This window comes from Longimicrobiaceae bacterium, assembly GCA_035696245.1.
GTDB lineage: Bacteria > Gemmatimonadota > Gemmatimonadetes > Longimicrobiales > Longimicrobiaceae > DASRQW01.
The window spans coordinates 1-17,927 of the sequence record DASRQW010000457.1; the positions used below are offsets into that span (position 1 = coordinate 1).

At 71.7% G+C, this 17,927-nt stretch carries 15 protein-coding genes; 12 read left to right on the plus strand and 3 right to left on the minus strand.

Going from position 1 to position 17,927, the window contains the following annotated elements; genetic code table 11:
* Nucleotides 1-43: 43 nt before the first annotated feature.
* From VFE05_20500 to VFE05_20520, 5 genes are all read left to right on the plus strand, one after another.
* On the plus strand, nucleotides 44-193 hold the full coding sequence (locus tag VFE05_20500) for a hypothetical protein (GenBank protein HET6232468.1): 150 nt from the start codon (nucleotides 44-46) through the stop codon (nucleotides 191-193).
* Nucleotides 194-282: 89 nt separating this feature from the next.
* On the plus strand, nucleotides 283-459 hold the full coding sequence (locus VFE05_20505) for a hypothetical protein (protein ID HET6232469.1): 177 nt from the start codon (nucleotides 283-285) through the stop codon (nucleotides 457-459).
* Nucleotides 460-582: 123 nt separating this feature from the next.
* Nucleotides 583-1,242: a sulfite exporter TauE/SafE family protein gene (locus tag VFE05_20510; protein HET6232470.1), complete on the plus strand. Its 660-nt coding sequence runs from the start codon at nucleotides 583-585 to the stop codon at nucleotides 1,240-1,242.
* Between the two features lie 48 nt (nucleotides 1,243-1,290).
* Nucleotides 1,291-1,557, plus strand: a complete 267-nt coding sequence (locus VFE05_20515; protein ID HET6232471.1) for a CDGSH iron-sulfur domain-containing protein — start codon at nucleotides 1,291-1,293, stop codon at nucleotides 1,555-1,557.
* A gap of 249 nt (nucleotides 1,558-1,806) precedes the next feature.
* Nucleotides 1,807-2,685 carry a sulfurtransferase gene (locus tag VFE05_20520; GenBank protein HET6232472.1) on the plus strand — a complete coding sequence of 293 codons (879 nt, stop codon included), beginning with the start codon at nucleotides 1,807-1,809 and terminating at the stop codon, nucleotides 2,683-2,685.
* Between the two features lie 405 nt (nucleotides 2,686-3,090).
* Here VFE05_20520 and VFE05_20525 read toward each other — a convergent pair whose 3' ends face one another.
* Complete coding sequence (locus tag VFE05_20525) at nucleotides 3,091-3,570, minus strand: putative metal-dependent hydrolase (GenBank protein HET6232473.1); 480 nt, start codon at nucleotides 3,568-3,570, stop codon at nucleotides 3,091-3,093.
* 461 nt (nucleotides 3,571-4,031) lie between these two features.
* On the opposite strand from VFE05_20525, the gene VFE05_20530 reads away from it, so the two are divergent.
* From VFE05_20530 to VFE05_20540, 3 genes are read left to right on the plus strand one after another with little or no spacing between them, the layout of a single operon-like run.
* Entirely contained in the window at nucleotides 4,032-5,267 is a 1,236-nt protein-coding gene (locus VFE05_20530; protein ID HET6232474.1) for a tetratricopeptide repeat protein, read from the plus strand.
* A gap of 26 nt (nucleotides 5,268-5,293) precedes the next feature.
* Nucleotides 5,294-6,550 (plus strand): hypothetical protein, encoded by a 1,257-nt coding sequence (locus VFE05_20535; protein ID HET6232475.1) that lies wholly within the window; start codon nucleotides 5,294-5,296, stop codon nucleotides 6,548-6,550.
* Nucleotides 6,551-6,596: 46 nt separating this feature from the next.
* Nucleotides 6,597-8,207 (plus strand): S41 family peptidase, encoded by a 1,611-nt coding sequence (locus VFE05_20540; protein ID HET6232476.1) that lies wholly within the window; start codon nucleotides 6,597-6,599, stop codon nucleotides 8,205-8,207.
* A gap of 258 nt (nucleotides 8,208-8,465) precedes the next feature.
* Here VFE05_20540 and VFE05_20545 read toward each other — a convergent pair whose 3' ends face one another.
* Nucleotides 8,466-8,801 carry a hypothetical protein gene (locus VFE05_20545; protein ID HET6232477.1) on the minus strand — a complete coding sequence of 112 codons (336 nt, stop codon included), beginning with the start codon at nucleotides 8,799-8,801 and terminating at the stop codon, nucleotides 8,466-8,468.
* A 400-nt stretch (nucleotides 8,802-9,201) separates the two neighbouring features.
* On the opposite strand from VFE05_20545, the gene VFE05_20550 reads away from it, so the two are divergent.
* A complete protein-coding gene (locus VFE05_20550; GenBank protein ID HET6232478.1) occupies nucleotides 9,202-9,963 on the plus strand; it encodes an HAD family acid phosphatase in 762 nt (253 codons plus the stop codon).
* Nucleotides 9,964-10,115: 152 nt separating this feature from the next.
* Here VFE05_20550 and lepB read toward each other — a convergent pair whose 3' ends face one another.
* Nucleotides 10,116-11,072, minus strand: coding sequence for a signal peptidase I (gene lepB, locus VFE05_20555; protein HET6232479.1), 957 nt, complete (start codon nucleotides 11,070-11,072; stop codon nucleotides 10,116-10,118).
* A 357-nt stretch (nucleotides 11,073-11,429) separates the two neighbouring features.
* Between lepB and VFE05_20560 the strand changes: the two genes are divergently transcribed.
* From VFE05_20560 to VFE05_20570, 3 genes are all read left to right on the plus strand, one after another.
* Nucleotides 11,430-13,517: an EAL domain-containing protein gene (locus VFE05_20560; protein ID HET6232480.1), complete on the plus strand. Its 2,088-nt coding sequence runs from the start codon at nucleotides 11,430-11,432 to the stop codon at nucleotides 13,515-13,517.
* 457 nt (nucleotides 13,518-13,974) lie between these two features.
* Nucleotides 13,975-17,313, plus strand: coding sequence for a PAS domain S-box protein (locus tag VFE05_20565; protein HET6232481.1), 3,339 nt, complete (start codon nucleotides 13,975-13,977; stop codon nucleotides 17,311-17,313).
* A gap of 269 nt (nucleotides 17,314-17,582) precedes the next feature.
* Nucleotides 17,583-17,927 (plus strand): transposase (locus VFE05_20570; GenBank protein ID HET6232482.1); only part of this gene is annotated, 345 nt, incomplete at its 3' end.

Here is a 17,927-nt window from a genome sequence, read left to right on the forward strand (position 1 = left end):
GCCGGGGCGCCCTGCCGGACCCCATGCACACGGAGATGCGATCTTGATCAAGCTGTCGCTGAACCCCGAGGACGTCGAAGTCGCCACGTTCGAGCCCGAGGCCCCGCTGATGGGCTCGCAGCCCATGACCGGCTTCCCCACGCCGGACAGCGGGTGCTTCGTCTGCCCGGACAACTACACGGCGCCCTGCTGATTCGCCTTCCCTCGCGCACGGGCCGCGTTCGCCGGCCCGTGCGCGAGCGGGTGGAACGCCGCCATTTCGCACCTTTCCCAGGCACACGAATGAAGAAGCTTTTTCTGGACATGGAGTCGCTCCGGGTCTCCAGCTTCGAGCCCGCGGCCCAGCTCACGCAGGACCGGTTTGAGAAGACCCCCGGCGTGACGGACGACACCGGCTGCTACTACTGCCCGGTGGTCTCCCTGCAGGTCGCCTGCGAGCCGGACCCGATCCTGGGCTGACGGACCGGTCGCCGCGGTTTGACGGTCCGCGCGCGAGCGGGTAGACTTCATGCCGGGCGGGAGGCGCTTTCGCGCTCCCGCCCGTTCGCTTGGCACCCCCCGACGCTTTTCGGACGACCCACGATGATCCTCGTCTCGCTGCTCACGGCCCTGCTCGCGGGCTTCATGCACGCGCTGGAGCCCGACCACATGGCCGCGGTCACCACCTTCGTGTCGCGGCGCCCCGGCCCGCGCGAGGCGGCGGGCTTCGGCATCCGGTGGGGCCTGGGCCACTCCGGCGCCATCCTGGCAGTGGGCATGGTGCTGGTGGCGCTGCACGTCCGGCTGCCGGCGGGCGTGACGCAGTGGCTGGAGTTCGGCGTGGGGATGCTGCTGCTGGGCCTGGGGCTGTGGCTGCTGTGGACGGTGCTGCACGAGCGCGCACACGCGCTGGCGGGCGACGCCCGCGGCCACACGCACGTGGGCGAACACGCGCATCCGCACGGGCACTCGCACGCGGGCAGCCTGTGGGTGGGCGTGGCGCACGGGCTGGCGGGCACGGCGCCGCTGGTGGCGCTGCTGCCGGTGACGCTCATCGCCTCGCCCTGGCTGGCGGCGGGCTACCTGCTGCTCTTCGGGGTGGGAACCACGCTGTCGATGGGCATCTACGCCTTCGTGGCCGGGCAGGTGTTCCAGCAGGCGGGCGCGAGGCTGCCGCGCCTGGCGGGGATGCTGCGGGCGGGCACCGCGCTGGGCAGCGCCGCGCTGGGCGTGGTGTGGATGATCGGCGCCGCCGCGGGATGAGCCCGCGGCGGGCAACGGACGGACTTTTTGAGAGACGAGAGAGGCACAGTGGCGGACGAGACCGAGACCCCGCAGGCGACGCCCCAGGTGACCATCCTGGTCAAGAACAACGGACCGCTGCTGGTGGACGGCCCGTTCCGCCTGGTGGACGCCGAGGGCAACGAGTACCCGCTGGTGCCGGGCAAGAAGTACAACCTGTGCCGCTGCGGCGCCTCGGTGAACAAGCCGTTCTGCGACGGCACGCACTCGCGCATGGGCTTCCAGGCCGCCGAGCGCGCCGTGCGCGCGGCCGAAGAAGGCGCGGCCCAGGGGTGACGCTCCCCGCGCTTGACACCGCTGGGGCGGGCGGGTAGTCTGCACCTCATGGCCCACGCATCCCGCCCGCCCGCGCCGTGTACCGCCGCTCCGCTCCCGCGGGGGTGCCGGGCGGCGCACGGCTGACGCGGCGGGGGCCGCGAGGCTCGCAGCCCACCCGGCGCGCTCCCGGAGCGCGGCCGGGTTTTTCTTTTCCGCCAGACCGACCACGTCCGCACCGCGCGGGCGCCACCCCACAGGAGGACAGCGATGGCCAACGACACCCGCCCCATCGAGGAGCGCGGCTACGCGCACCCCGAGGCCCTGGTCAGCACCGAGTGGGTCGCCGCGCACCTGGACGACCCCTCCATCCGCATCGTGGAGAGCGACGAGGACGTGCTGCTGTGGGACGTGGGCCACGTGCCCGGCTCGGTGAAGGTCGACTGGCACAGCGACCTCAACCACCCGCTCCAGCGCGACTACCTGGACCCGGACGCCTTCGCGAAGCTGATGCGCGACAGGGGCATCTCGCCGGAGACGACGGTCGTCTTCTACGGCGACAAGAACAACTGGTGGGCCACGTACGCGCTGTGGGTCTTCCGCCTGTTCGGGCACGACCGCGTGCGGGTGATGGACGGCGGGCGCAAGAAGTGGGAGGACGAGGGCCGGCCGCTGGTGACCGACGCCCCCTCGTATCCGCCGGCCAACTACCCCGTGCCCGCGCGCGACGACGAGAAGATCCGCGCCTTCCGCGAAGACGTGATGGAGCACATCCGCGGCAGCGGCGCGCTCATCGACGTGCGTTCGCCCGAGGAGTACCGCGGCGAGCGGCTGCACATGCCGGACTATCCGCAAGAAGGTGCCATGCGCGGCGGCCACATCCCCGGCGCCAAGAGCATGCCGTGGGCGCGCGCCGTGAACCCCGACACCGGCGAGTTCCGCAGCGCCGAAGAGCTGCGCGAGCTGTACGAGCAGCAGTGCGGGCTGAGCGCGGACAAGGACGTGATCGCCTATTGCCGCATCGGCGAGCGCTCGTCGCACACGTGGTTCGCGCTCACGTACCTGCTCGGCTACCCCAGCGTCCGCAACTACGACGGCTCCTGGACCGAGTGGGGCAACGCCGTCCGCGCCCCCATCGAGAAGCCCTAGCGTCTTCGGTAGATGAACGGCTGCCGGTAGATGAAGGAACGGGGACGGCGCGCTGCCGTCCCCGTCTCTTTTCCCAGCGTCACTGCCTCATCGCCCCGCCCGAGATCGCATCCAAATCGTGTGGGACATACGAAATCCGTGAGAATCGGTGCGGCCAGCATCGCCCTGGCGGCTAAAGCCGCGGGCTACGACGGCACAAAGCCCACCGGCGTGGGCTGCTACCGATGGTCCGGATCGCTTCGGCGAGACTCTGCGAAGGCAAACCGATCTACCCGGAATCCGCATCACTCGTGCGCGGCTCGACGCGCGACCGATTCCACGCCGTTCCTCATCTCCCGGACACGAAAACGCCCCGCTCGGCTGCATGCCGGGCGGGGCGTTCTCGGATGATTCGGCCGGCCTGCGCTACCAGCCCTTGCGGCGGCGGAGGGCGGTGATCTGCTCGATGTGGTGGCGGCCGTGCCAGGCGTACAGGTCGAGCAGCGCATCGAGCGTGATGGGGCCCTGCTCGGGGTGCTGGCCGGTGCGCGTCCAGTCGCCGCCCGAAAGCTGCTCGAAGGTGAGGGTCAGGCGCGCGTGCAGCGCCCGCAGCAGGTCCACGGCGTAGCCCACGGGCGCGGTGGCGGCGTCCGGCAGCGTGGCCCAGTCGTCCTGGCTCCAGGTCTTGAGCTGCGGCTCGGCCTCGGTGAGGATCAGCTTCACGCGGAGGTACGCGTTCATGTGCGCGTCCGCCACGTGGTGCGCGACCTGGCGCACCGTCCACCCGTCGTCGCGGTACGGGGTGTCCAGCGCGGCGTCGTCCAGCCCCGCGAGCGCGGCCGCCAACTCGTCGGGAAGCGTGCGGATGCGCTCGATGCGCTCCCGCCGCGAGATCTGCAGTCTCATCGTCCTCGGTGCCCTTCGTCGTCGGCATGGGCGGGCCCCGGCCCGCATCCGGCGAATGATAGACGCCATGCGCCGCTCTCCGCCAGCCCACCGCCGGGTGCGGGCGCCCGGTGACACCTCCTCCGCATCCAGCCCCCGTGCGTTCCCCCGCGCCGTACCCGGCCGCACGCACGGGACGGCGCGTCGGGGCGTGTCCCTGGCGCGGGGGGCGGCTTCGCATTAGCGTATGCGCGCTGCACCGGATGTTCCTGCCCGTCGGCTTGCGCCCTTCCGCTCGTCCCGCCGCTGCTGCTCATCCCAGCCCATCTCCCTTCTTTGCGGCCAGCATCGGCGCGGGAAACGGAGGCCCAGCGCCTGCCGCCTTTCCGCGGAAGGCCGCTGTGAACCAACGCGGGTGGCCCGCTCGCCTCGGCCGAGCGCGGCGATACCCTGATCCTCATCCACGAACGCATCGCCACATCATGAGACGCTTCCTCCCCGCCATCGCCCTTCTCTCCCTCGGCGCCGCACGGGCGCACGCGCAGCGCACCCCCGCGGGCGCCGCGCCGCCGCGCCCGCGCCTGGAGGCGATGTCCGACACGAACGACGCCACGGCGTACTACACCCACGGCTTCGTGGTCCTGGAGGCGCGTCCGGCCGAGGCGGCCGCGTCGTTCTACTGGGCGCGCCGCATCAACCCGGCGTGGGCAGACGCATACTACGCCGAGCGCACGGCGCTGCTGATGACCGACAAGGACCGGCTGCTCGGGTGGATGAACGACAGCCGGCGCGTGCTGGACTCGCCCGCCGTGCTGCACATCGACTCGCTGTACGACCGCGCCGCCACCGCCGATCCGTTCCTGGCGCCCAAGCTGGACCGCGCGCTGTGGATCTACTGGTACGGCGCCTGGCGCACGCACGGCAACTCGGGCGTGATGGACGACGTGAAGCCCGCCGAGATCCAGAACTACCTCACCAGCCAGGCCACGCCGCCCACCCGCGCCTGGCTTGCGTTCAGCGAGGGACGCTACGCCCAGGCGGTGGACCTGTACGACGCCGCCATCCGCTGGTCTTCGGGCCGCGAGAAGGCCCCGCTGCGGCTGAACCGCGCCCGCGCCCTGTACCTGGCCGGCCGCTACCCCGAGGCGCTGGCGGGCATGCAGCAGGGCATCACCGAGTGGCGGAAGGACGACGACACCAAGCGGGTCGTCTTCCTCTACCGCTCCAAGGCGCACCTGGAGCAGAGCGTGGGGCTGATCCACGAGAAGATGGGGGACAAGGCGGCGGCGCGTGAGGCGTACGGCCGCGCGCTGACCGAGGACATCTCGTACTTCCCGGCGCACGTGCGGCTCAGCGCCCTGGCGCTCGCCGCGGGCGACACGGCGTCGGCCATCAGCGAGATGGACCTGGCGGTGCAGATCCGGCCGGGCGACGGCTCGCTGCGCTACAACTACGGGTTCGTGCTGGGCACCGCGCGCAAGTTCGAGGAGGCGGCCGAGCAGTTCAAGAAGGCGCAGGAGCTGGAGCCCTCGTTCGCCGCGCCGTACTACATGCTGGCGCGCATCTACGACGCCAGCGGCATGCAGGACGAGGCGACGGCGAACTACCGCGCGTTCGTGGCCCGCGCCAGCCGCCGCGACCAGTACCTGCCGCTCGCCACCCAGCGCCTGGCCGAGCTGGCCGCCCCCGCCGCCCCGGCTCCGGCCGGCGGGCGGTAGCGCGAGCTGCCCGGACTGGAGATATGATGCGCCGCATCTTCCTTCCCGCCCTGCTCGGCCTCTGCGCCGCGACGTCCGCAGCGGCGCAGAGGGTGCCCGCGCCAACCGACCCGCCGCGCCCGCCACTGGAAGCCGGGGCAGACACGAACGACGCCACGGCGTACTTCCGCAACGGCGTGCACGTCCTCGCGCGGCGTCCGGCCGAGGCCGCCGCGTCGTTCCACTGGGCGCGCCGGATCAACCCGGGCATGTCCGACGCCGTCTACGGCGAGCGCACGGCGCTGATGATGAGCGACCGCCAGCGCCTGCTGCGGTTCCTGCGCGGAGACCGGCGCACGGAGCGCTCGCCCGAGATGCGCCAGCTCGATTCGCTGTACGACCGCGCCGCCACGGCCGACCCGTTCCTCCAGCCCAGGCTGGACTACCTCTTGATCTCGTTCGCCAACGGCGTCTATTCGTCGGAGGAGGCGAATCGGCGGAACCCCGGGCAGGCGGCGTGGCTGGGCAGCGGTGAGTGGAGGGTTCCCGTGCCGAGCTGCGAAGCGGGCGGCGAATCATCGGCGACGGCGGCATGGAGAGCGTACAGCAACGGGTGCTTCGCGAAGGCGGTAGAGCTCTACGACGAAGCGATCCGCCGCTCGCGCCCCAGCGCGCGGCTCCAGGTGGAGCGGGCGCGCGCGCTCTTCCTGGCCGGGCGCCTGGACGAGGCGCTCACGGGGATGCGGCACGGCGTCTCGCTGTGGAAGAAGGATGACGAGGACAAGGACTCCGTGGTCTTCCGCTACCGCTCCAAGGCGCACCTGGAGGAGAGCGTGGGGATCATCCAGGAGAAGATGGGCGACAAGGCGGGGGCCCGTGACTCGTACGGGCGCGCGCTGACGGAGGACATCTCGTACTTCCCGGCGCACGTGCGGCTCAGCGCGCTCTCGCTCGCGGCAGGCGACACGGCGGGCGCCATCGGCGAGCTGGACCTGGCGGTGCAGATCCAGCCGAACGATGCCGCACTCCGCTACAATTACGGCTTCGCGCTGGGCACCGCGAAGAAGTTCGAGGAGGCGGCGGAGCAGTTCAGGAAGGCCACCGAGCTGGAGCCGTGGTTCGCCGGTCCGTACTACATGCTGGCCCGCATCTACGACGCCAGCGGCATGGAGGCCGAGGCCACGCAGAGCTACCGCGCCTTCGTCGCCCGCGCCGCCCGCCGCGATCCGTACCTCCTGATCGCCACGCAGCGCCTGGCGGAGCTGACCGCGCCGCCTCCCAGCCCGGCGGCCGCGACGCCGTGAAGCATCACTTTGGAATCTTCACCTTAGAATTGGAATTACCCGGACCATGAGAAGCCTCTCCATCTTCAGCCGCGGCCTCGCCGTACCAGCGCTGGGTGCGCTGGCGCTGCTCGCCCCGGGCGCGCAGGCCCACGCGCAGGACACGGCGCGCGTGGTGCGCCCCCGCAGCGCGTACGAGGACCTCCAGATGTTCAGCCAGGTCCTCAACCAGATCCGCGTGAACCACCCGGACTCGGTGAACACGCACGACCTGTTCATGGCCGCGGTGGAGGGGATGGTGCGCGCCGCCGACCCGCACTCGTACGTGATCCCCGCCACGCGCCTTTCGGCGGACAAGGAGAAGGCGTTGGAGGAAGGGCGCCTGCTCCCCGTGCCCATCGACTTCAGCTACTTCGGCGGCTCGCCCGTGGTGTCCAGCGTGGCGCCCGGCTCCGAGGCCTCCAAGCAAGACATCCTGCCCGGCGACGAGCTGGTGGCGATCGACGGGAAGCCGGTGGCGGCCGAGAGCCCCAACGAGCTGGACGTGACGCTGGCCGGGCCGCGGAACACTACGGTCCGGCTGGGCCTGGAGCGCCGCCGCATCGACGGCTCGCTGGCGCGGCTGGAGCGCGTGGTCAAGCGCGAGCGCACGGCCGAGGCGACGGCGGTGCCGGTGGCGATGATGCTGGACCCGCAGACCGGCTACGTGCGCATCACCACCTTCAGCAACGGCCGTGTCTCCGACGACCTGCACGCGGCGCTGGGGCGGCTGGAGGGACAGGGGATGCGGCGCCTGGTGCTGGACCTGCGCGACAACGGCGGCGGCCTGGTGGACGAGGCGGCCAAGGTCGCCGGCGAGTTCCTGCCCGAGGGCCAGGTCGTGTACACCTCCGTTGGCCGCAAGGCCGAGACGTCGGAAACCGGGCTGGTGAAGCGCTCGTTCTGGCGGCGCGAGCGGCGCTACCCCATTGTCGTGATGCAGAATTCCGGCACCGCCAGCGCATCGGAGCTGGTGGCGGGCGCGCTCCAGGACCATGATCGCGCGCTGATCGTGGGCCGCCCCAGCTTCGGCAAGTCGCTGCTGATGCGCGGCTTCCCCATGACCGACGGATCGGTGATCGAGCTGGTGGTGGGCCACATGCTCACCCCGTGCGGCCGCGTGATCCAGCGGCAGTACCGCTCCGTCACGCAGCGCGACTACTACCGGCTCGCCGGCGAAGCGCGCGACACGGTGGGGCGGCCCAGCTGCAAGACGGACGCAGGGCGCACGGTGTACGGCGGAGGCGGCATCTACCCGGACGTGGTATTCGCGCAGCCCACGCCCGCGCCGCTGTGGCTGGCCCGCACGCGCGAGGAAGACCTGCCGACCAAGTGGATCGGCGGCTACCTGACCGCCAACGCGGCGGCCTTCACCACGCCCGAGGCGCTCGCGGCCAACCCGCGCCTCCCGGCGGATGCGCTGGCCTCGTTCCGCACCTTCGCGGCGGGCCAGGGCGTGCAGATCCCCGCCGACGCCGAGTCGGCGGAAGTGCTGAACCGCTCCCTCGTCCGCGCCATTGCCGGCACGAAGTGGGGTGCCGAGGGCTACTACCGCGTGGTCGCCGCGCTGGACCCCGACGTCGCCGCCGCCGTCCGCGAGTTCGGCCGCGCCGCATCCATCCTCGGCCCGGCGCAGTAACCCGCATCTGCCGACCAGATCACAATTTCGGTTCGGTGGATGAACGACGGTAGATGTACGACAGGCCCGGCCGCGCTCCTCGCGGCCGGGCCTGTGTCGTTCACATCATCCTCCGAATCCGTCCGATCTACCCGCTCGCCGACTGCGTTCGTTCTGCCCGCGCTCATCTCCCCGACGAGCCTTCAGTCGATGCGGTGCCCTCCCGCCGTGCATCTCCCGAAACGGCCGTCCTGGCGTGCAGATGTTGCCGGGCCGGTACTATTTGCCCTTGAGGACGCGCTGGTAACCGTCGAGCGTCTGCTCCATGTGCTGCGCCGTCGCTAGGCAGGTGTTGGCGAGCGCCGTCGCCTGCCGGACGCGCCCCTCGGCCTCGCGGACGAGGTCGGCGCGGTGCTGCGTCTCGCGCAGCAGGTCGGGGTCCACGGTGCCGGGCGCCGCCAGCGCCAGCGTGGCGAACGAGAGGATGATGCCGGTTGCCGCTCCCTTCATGAAGGACCTGGTGCGCTCGATCTCTGCCGCTCCGTCGAACACGATCACCTGCGCCGCCTTGCACTGCCCTCTCCACTCCGCGTACCTACGCAGAAGGGTTTCCATGGGCTGCTCCGGGGTAGGGTGAGGCGAACCGCCGGACGTTTCCAATCCAACAACCGTGCCAGGCGCGGGCGAACCGCGGCGCACGGGTCCCATCCCCAAGGTAGGTGCGAGGCGGACCGTGATCCAAGAAGATTCGTATCCGCCGCAAGTCTTCACCGCGCATCCACACCTTCCGCATGGGCTCCCGCACGACATTCGTACGGTGAAGGCAACCTGAGCTCGCGCATCACGAACGCGCGGTTCGTCGCCGAGCGCGAGACTACCGAACGGTCCGGAAAGCTGGGTTGAGGTGCGAGATCGCCACTCCCTGCGCCCGATGCTTGCGGTCGCGGATCGTGGCTGGGATGTTGTCCTCCACGCCTGGCGCGTTCACGCTCTGCCTCTCGGACCGACGATGAAGATGAAGAGACTACTGCTGCTCTCGTACCTGGCCACGGCGACGGCGTGTGCGCCTGCCGTGGCAACCGCACCGGCGGCATCTCCCGCTCCGGCGGCGGCGGGCGGGCCGACGGGCGCTTCGCAGGCCCCGCCGTCCGCGACGCCCACGGCGATCCGGTGGACGCGCGGCTCGGCGGAGCATCGCGCTATCTTCCTCCAGACGTACGCGTGGGCGTCGCAGCAGCTACGGCAGATGGCGGCGGGGGCGCAGGGCGGCGCGTGGGGCGTGATATTGGACGCGGACGAGACGGTGCTGGACAACTCCACCTACCAGCTCGGCCATCCCGTCTACTCCGACACGGCGTGGAACGCGTGGGTACGGCAGGAGGCGGCCACCGCCCTTCCCGGCGCGGCGGAGTTCACGCAGCTGGCGCATCAGTTGGGCGGCAAGGTCGCCATCGTCACCAACCGCGACGTGGCCGTCTGCCCTGAGACCATCGACAATCTGCGGCGCGTGGGCATCGCGTTCGACGCGGTGCTGTGCAAGCCCGCTGGCCCCGGCGACAAGAACCCACGCTTCCAGGCCGTGCAGAACGGCACCGCCGCGCCCGGCCTGCCGGCCCTGCGCGTGCTGATGTGGGTGGGCGACAACATCCAGGACTTCCCCGCGCTGTCGCAGGACGTTCGCAACGCCCCGGACGCGGCGTTCGCCCCCTTCGGCCGCACCTTCATCGTCCTGCCGAACCCCATGTACGGCTCCTGGGAGCACAACCCGCCGCAGTAGCCCCGGCGGTTTCGGTAGATGCACGGAGGGCCGGCGCTCGGGATCCGCGTCGCCCCTCCGTCTTCTCGCATCCGCCCCTCGTCTCCCGATTCACCGCCGTTTCGATCCGAACGTGGAAGGACGAGGGACGCGCCTGCATCTCCCGGACAGCGTCACTGCACGTCCTTGCCGATGCGATCCCAGCGGAAGGCGCCCGTCTCGGGATCGCGGGAGAAGTAGATCCAGGCGATGCGTCCCATCACGTGCGCGTCCGGCACGAAGCCGATGTAGCGGCTGTCCATGCTGGCCGGCCGGTTGTCGCCCATCACGAAGTAGCTGCCGGCGGGCACGCGGAGCGGCCCCCACGTGTCCGGCGTGGGGGCGTACGGCGCGGTGTCTCCCGGCGTTCGGAGCAGGAACGGCCGCTGCCATTCCGGCGCGGGCAGCGGGACGTCTGCCGCGAGGTTGGTGACGGCGTAGGGCTCGGCCCGGCGGCGCCCGTTCACGTAGAGCATCCTTTCGCGCATCTCCAGCGTGTCGCCCGGCATGCCGATCACGCGCATCACGTGGTCCAGCCCGTCGCGCTCCCGCACCACAGCCACCATGCCGCGCGTGACCGGCCCCGAGCCGCGAGGCCCCGCCATCACGTAGTCGCCCGGCAGCAGCGCGGGCTGCATGGACGCGGCGGGAATGGTGTACGAGCTCGCCACGTGCCGCGTCGTGAAGGCGCGGACGAGCGGCTGTGTGACGAGGAGCATGGCGGCGGCGTACCCGGCCAGCCAGTACCAACGCGTGTACCACTTCCGCCGCGGGGTCGCGGTGCGGGCGGAGCGGAAGGCATCCCACACGATGCCGGCGTTGGTGCAGGCCGCCACCACCGCGAAGAGCGCGGCACGGACCGCGAATGGCCACGTGCGCATCAGGATCGCGGCGCCGAGCACACCGAGCACCCAGCAGCCGGCCATCCACAGCAGTCCGCGCCGGCCCCGTCCCGCGTACAAGTGCCCCAGGCCGGGGACGAAGAACGACATCACCGCCGCAAGCCACGGCCGCGGCTGCCGCGGAGCCTCGTCTGCCAGTGTGCCGGCCACGTCCGGCCCTGTTGCGATAATGTTCTCGGGAATCTGCATCGTCGGCAGTGAGATGATCGGCGGGACGGGAGGGATGCGAGAGGGGAACGCTCCGTCGGCGGCTGAAGATCCGTCCGCGGGGCCACGCGCACAAGCACCGTCGTGGATGCGCCGGCTAGCGGGACGGAGCGGGTTCGTACCATCGGGCCGCAGGCCCCCGGAGGCCGGCCAGCGGCTCCATCTCCGGCCATCTCCGGCGCCCCACGCACCCAGGCGTTTCGCTTCTCGCCGGGTGCGTGTATGTTGCACCTCAACCTCACGAAAACCACACCTTTCTCCGCCGCACCCGTACCCCGCGCGCGGAGCTCCCACGCACTCACACCTCCGGCGCGCCGCTCCCGGCACGCCCCGCGCCTAGTGACCGAGATCCTCGCCCCGTACACCCTTCTGCCCGGCGAGCCCCGCCGCCCCGCCCGCGAGACGCCCGCGCACGAGGCCATCCAGCGCGCGCTCCGCGAAAGCGAGGAGTACTTCCGCTCGCTGGTGGAGAACGCCCGCGACGTGATCCACGTGATCAACGAGGACGGCACCACGCGCTACATCACGCCCTCCGTCCGCCGCCTGCTGGGCTGGGACCCGGAGGAGCTGATCGGGCGTCACGCGCTGCAGCTGGTGCACCCCGACGACGTCGAGCGCGCCCGCGAGGTGCTGCGGCTGGACCGGCACACGCCCGGCGCCGCCGCCTCGCTGGAGTTCCGCGCGCCGCACGCGGACGGCACGTGGAGGATCTTCGAGGCCATCGGCAAGAACCTGCTGGACGACCCGGTGGTGCGCGGCATCGTGGTCAACTCGCGCGACGTGACCGAGCGCAAGCGCGCGGAGGCGGAGAGCGTGCGCCTGGCCGCCATCCCCCGCGAGAACCCGTATCCCATCGTGGAGTGCGACGCCCAGGCGCGCATCGTCTACCTCAACCCCTCGGCCGAGCGGCTGCTGGCGGAGCTGGGCGCGGAGGGCGCGCACGAGATCCTGCCCGGCGCGCACGCGCTGCTGGTGCGCGAGTGCGTGGCCAGCGGGCAGGGCGCGCGCGGCGTGGAGGTGCGCGCGGGGTGCCGCATCCTGGCGTGGACGTACCATCCGCACCCGTCGCTGGGCACCGTGCACCTCTTCGGCGAGGAGGTGACCGAGCGCAAGCGGGTGGAGGAGCAGCTTCGCCACGACGCCATGCACGACGCCCTCACCGGCCTCCCCAACCGCCACCTCTTCATGGAGCGCCTGGGCCGCCTGGTGGAGCGGCGGCGGCGCGGCGGGACGGGTTTCGCGGTGCTCTTCCTGGACCTGGACCGGTTCAAGGTGGTGAACGACTCGCTGGGCCACCACGTGGGCGACGAGCTGCTGGTGGAGGTCGCCCGCCGCCTGCGCGAGTGCGCGGCCGGCGACACCGTGGCGCGCCTGGGCGGCGACGAGTTCGCGGTGCTGCTGGAGAGCGTTGCGGGCGAGGACGAGGCCCGCGCCGCCGCCGAGCTCCTGGCCGAGGTGGTGGCCGTGCCCGTGGTGCTGAGCGGCTACGAGGTGTTCACCGGCGCCAGCGTGGGCATCGCGCTGGGCAGCGGCGGCGAGCGGCCCGAGCACCTGCTGCGCAACGCCGACATGGCCATGTACCGCGCGAAGGCCAGCGGCGTGGCGCGCTGCGAGGTCTTCGACCGGGCCATGCACGACGCCGCGCTGGGCCGCCTGCGCCTGGAGACCGACCTGCGCCGCGCCGCCGAGCGCGGCGAGTTCCGCCTGCACTACCAGCCCATCGTCTCCCTCCGCACGGGCGCCATCGCGGGCGTGGAGGCGCTGCTGCGCTGGCAGCACCCGGTTCGCGGCCTCATCCCCCCGGCGGAGTTCGTGCCCGTGGCGGAGGAGACGGGCGCCATCCTGCCCATCGGCGACTGGGTGATGCGCGAGGGGTGCCGCCAGCTGGCCGAGTGGCGCGCGGAGTTCCCGCGGGCGCGCATGGCGGTGAGCATCAACCTCTCCGCCAAGCAGTTCGCCCAGCGCGACCTGGTCGAGAAGATCGCCGACACGCTGCGCGAGACGGGGCTGGACCCGCGCCACCTGAAGCTGGAGATCACCGAGAGCGCGGTGATGGAGAGCACCGAGAGCGCGGGCGCCATGCTGCGGCAGCTCAAGGCGCTGGGCATCCAGGTGCAGATGGACGACTTCGGCACCGGCTACTCGTCGCTCTCCTCCCTGCACCGCCTGCCGCTGGACGGGCTGAAGATCGACCGCTCGTTCATCGGGCGCATGGAAGAGGAGAACGGCACCGGCGCCCTGGTGCGCACCATCGCCGTCCTTGCCCGCGGCCTGGGCCTGGCCGTCATCGCCGAGGGGGTGGAGACGCAGGCGCAGCTGGAAGGCGTGCGCGAGCTGGGGTGCGACTACGCGCAGGGCTACCTGATTTCGCGCCCGGTGGACACGGAGGGAATCCGCGCTTTCCTCGCTGCGGGACAGTGCGGGTGACGACCGCGAGGTAGCCGAAGGGATACGGTGGGCTGAGAGCGGCCCCCTCCCCCCGGCCCCTCCCCCAAAACTGCCTGGGGGAGGGGAGAATTCGGGTGCGGGACGGGTAGATGGGAGGCGGGGGCGGATCGGCCTGCGCGGCGGAGGACCTTCATCGGCCGTGCTGTTCCGTGGTGCGGCTCCGTTCGGGGAGTTCAGTGGGTTCGCCGCCGGGGAAGGCGAGCGAAACTCTTGCCTCGGCTTGACCTCCCGCACACCCTTCCGATCCCAGCAGGCAGGCCCTCTGCCACCCAGCTCGGGAGGGACCGGCTGGCGGACGGGCTCCCACTACCGCCCTCCGCCTCGCGGCTTGGAAACAGCCGTCGCCGCTGGACGGGTTCGTGCAGTGCCGAAAAATCCCCCATTGCGCCGGGCCGGCCGGCGCGAAGCCCCACCGCCACACGCGGGAGCGTAGCGCTTGCACGAGCGGCTCCTTCGCCAGATCCAGCGCCACTTCGGCGCGGCCGACGCCCTCCCCCCGGAGCTCCGGGACTTCGTGGACGACGTGGGCCGCGCCTATGCGCGCGCCGGCGAGGAGCAGGCGCGCCTGGAGCGCTCGGTAGAGGCGGCCGGGCTGGAGATCGGCGAGCGCGACCGGCTGCTGCGGCTGGCCCCGCGCGACGCGCTGTGGGCGTGGGAGCCGGGGTCGGCCGCGCGCGAGTGGAACGACGGCCTCACCGGCATCTTCGGCTACGCGGCCGACGAGGTGGAGCCCACGCGGGCGTGGTGGGCGGACCGCGTCCACCCGGACGACCGCGAGCGGGTGCTGGACGGTCTGCGCGGGGTGCTGGACGGCGCCGCGCTCACGTGGGCCGACGAGTACCGTTTCCGCCGGGGGGATGGGTCGTGGGCCACCGTGGTCGACCGCGCGCACGTCACCCGCGTGGGCGGCCGCGCGGTGCGCCTCGTGGGCTCGATGGTGGACGCGGGCGAGCGGCTGCGGGTCGAGGAGGCGCTGCGCGAGAGCGAGCGCCAGTTCCGCGAGCTGGCCGAGACGATCGCCGCGGCCACGTTCATCTACCAGGGCACCCGCTTCGTCTACGTCAACGCGGCGGCCACGGAGCTGACCGGCTACTCTCGCGAGGAGCTGCTGGGAATGCACTTCTGGGAGCTGGTGCACTCCGACCACCGCGACGCCGTGCGCGAGCGCGGGATGGCACGGCAGAAGGGAGATGCGGTCGCGCCGCGCTACGAGTTCAAGATCGTCACGCGCGACGGGGCGGAGCGCTGGGTGGACTTCACCTCGGGCGTGATCCGCTACCGCGGCGAGACGGCGGCGCTGGGCACCGCGTTCGACATCACCCGGCACAAGCGGGCCGAGGAGGAGCTGCGGCGCCAGGCGCTGGCCTTCGCCAACCTGTACGACGCCGTCATCATCACCGACCTGGCCGGCCGGATCGTGGAGTGGAACCCCGCCGCCGAGCGCACCTACGGCTACGCCGCGGCCGAGGTGATGGGCAGCACGGTGGACATCTGGCTGGACCCCGGCGAGGCCGCGTGGCTGAACCGCGCCATCCTGGGGGCGCTGGAGGCCGAGGGGCGCTGGTCCGGCGAGATCCGCTTCGTGCGGAAGGACGGGACGCCGGGCGTGTCCGAGACGCTGGTGGTGCCGCTCTTCGACTCGCGCGGCGAGCGGGTGGGCGCGCTGGGCGTGAACCGCGACATCACCGACCGGCGGCGGGCCGAAGAGGCGCTGCGCACCAGCGAGGAGCGCTACCGCCTGATGGTGGAGGGGAGCGAGCAGGTCTTCTTCTACGTGCACGACCGCGACGGCGTCTTCCAGTACCTCTCCCCGTCGGTGCGCGACGTGCTGGGCTACGAGCCCGACGAGCTGGGGGGCCGCACGTTCCGGGAGATGCTCACCGGCGACCCCAGCGACGCCCAGGTGGAGGAGCGCACCCGCGCCACCCTGGCCGCCGAGGAGCAGCTCAGCACCTACGCCGCCGTCACCCGCCACCGCGACGGGCGCCGCGTGGTGCTGGAGCTGGTGGAGACGCCCGCCCTGCGCGACGGCGCCGTGGTGGGCGTGCAGGGCTTCGCCCGCGACATCACCGGCCGCCGCAGCAGCGAGGAGGCGTTGCGCGAGAGCGAGCGCCGCTACCGGGCCCTGTTCGAGGAGTCGCGCGACGCCATCTACATGACCGGCCCGGACGACCGGTTCATCGACGTGAACCAGGCGGCGCTGGACCTGTTCGGCTACACGCGCGGCGAGATGGTGGGGCTGGAGGTGCGGGAGATCTACGTGCACCCCACCGACCGCGTGCGCTTTCAGGACGAGATCGGGCGCAGCGGCTACGTGCGCGACTACGAGGTGCGCCTGGCGCGGGCCGACGGGACGGAGGTGGACTGCCTGCTCAGCGCCAACGTGCGCCCCGGGCCGGACGGGCGACCGGCGGGAATGCAGGGCATCATCCACGACATCACCGAGCGCAAGCGGGCCGAGGAGCGGCTGGCGTACGGCGCCCTGCACGACGCGCTGACCGGCCTGCCCAACCGCGCGCTCTTCGTGGACCGCCTGGGCCAGGCCATCGAGCGCGCCCGCCGCGGCGGCGAGGCGCCCTTCGCGGTGCTCTTCCTGGACCTGGACCGGTTCAAGGTCGTCAACGACTCGCTGGGCCACGGCGTGGGCGACCGGCTGCTGGTGGCGCTCGCCGCGCGCCTGGAGGAGGCGGTGGGGCCCGCGGGCACCGTCGCCCGCTTCGGGGGCGACGAGTTCACGCTGCTGCTCGAGGACGTGGCGGGGGCCGTGGAGGCTTCCCACGCCGCCGAGCGGGTGCTGGAGGCGCTGTCGCTCCCCTTCCATCCCGACGGGCACGAGGTGTTCGCCTCGGCCAGCATCGGCATCGCGCTCAGCTCCGCCGGCTACCGCGACGCCGGCGAGCTGCTGCGGAACGCAGACGCGGCGCTCTCGCGCGCCAAGGCGCAGGGCAAGGCGCGCTACGAGGTGTTCGACCGCGCCATGCACGCCGAGGCGCTGGTGCGCCTGCAGATGGAGATGGACCTGCGCCGGGCCGTGGAGCGCGGCGAGCTGCGCCTCGTGTACCAGCCCGTGGTCTCGCTGCCCACCGGCAAGGTGAGCGGCTTCGAGGCGCTGGTGCGCTGGGCCCACCCCACGCGCGGGACCATCTCGCCGCACGAGTTCATCCCCGTGGCCGAGGAGACTGGGTTGATCCTGCCCATCGGCCGCTGGGTGGTGGAGGAGGTGTGCCGGCACGCGCGGTCGTGGCGCCGCGCCGGCGGCCAGCCGCCGCTCACCGTGAGCCTCAACCTCTCGGCCAAGCAGTTCGCGCAGCCGGACATGGTGGAGCACATCGAGCGGACGATGGATGCCAGCGGCGTGGACCCCGCGTTCCTCAAGCTGGAGATCACCGAGAGCGTGATCCTGGAAGACGCGGCCCCGGCCAAGGCCATGCTCGCGCGGCTGGGGGCGCTGGGGGTGGAGCTGTACATGGACGACTTCGGCACCGGCTTCTCGTCGCTCGGCTACCTGCACCGCTTCGCGCTCGACGGGGTGAAGGTGGACCGCAGCTTCGTGGCGCGCATGGACACCGAGCACCGCAGCGCGCAGCTGGTGCACGCCATCGTGGCACTGGCCCGCAACCTGGAGCTGACCGTGGTGGCCGAGGGCATCGAGAAGCCCGCGCAGCTCGCCGCGCTCCGCGCCATGGGCTGCGAGTACGGCCAGGGCTTCCTCTTCTCCCCGCCCATCCCCCGCCGCGAAGCCGAGCAGCTCCTCGCGGCAGACCCCACGTGGTGAAGCGGATGCGGCGCTGTCCCGGCACGCGCCGGCGACACGGCGCGGCTCCGAGAAAGACGTGGCATTCGGTGATCTCTCCAAGCCGGGCAGTCTGCTCCTTCGTTTCCGGCTCTGCGGCCATTCGGCTTCCCGGTCAGCGGTTCGCAACGAGATAACGCCTGGCTTAGAGCCTATCCGGAAAGTTGAGGAAGAGTTAGACTGTCGCGTATGAGCGAGCCGAAGAAGAAGAGACCGGATGATCCGACGATCTGGAGCGTGGATGATGCGTTGTGGGAGCGTCTCGCGCCGTTGCTGGTCGTGGAGAAGGTCCGGAGTCCGGCAGACCCCGGAAGAGTGACCGACAGATCCTGAACGGGCTGATCTGGCTGGCGCGGACGGGGGCGCAGTGGAGCGCATTGCCGCGGGAGTTCGGGGCCAAGTCGACCGTTCACGACCGCTTTCAGGAGTGGATACGCCACGGGGTGTTCGCCCGAGCCTGGGCGGTGCTGCTGGAAGCGTACGACGACCTGGTGGGCATCGATTGGACCTGGCAAGCTGCCGACGGCTGCATCGTCAAAGCTCCGCTGGGAAAAAGGGGGCTGACGGCGAGGCGCAAGCCACGGGGCGCAACCCCA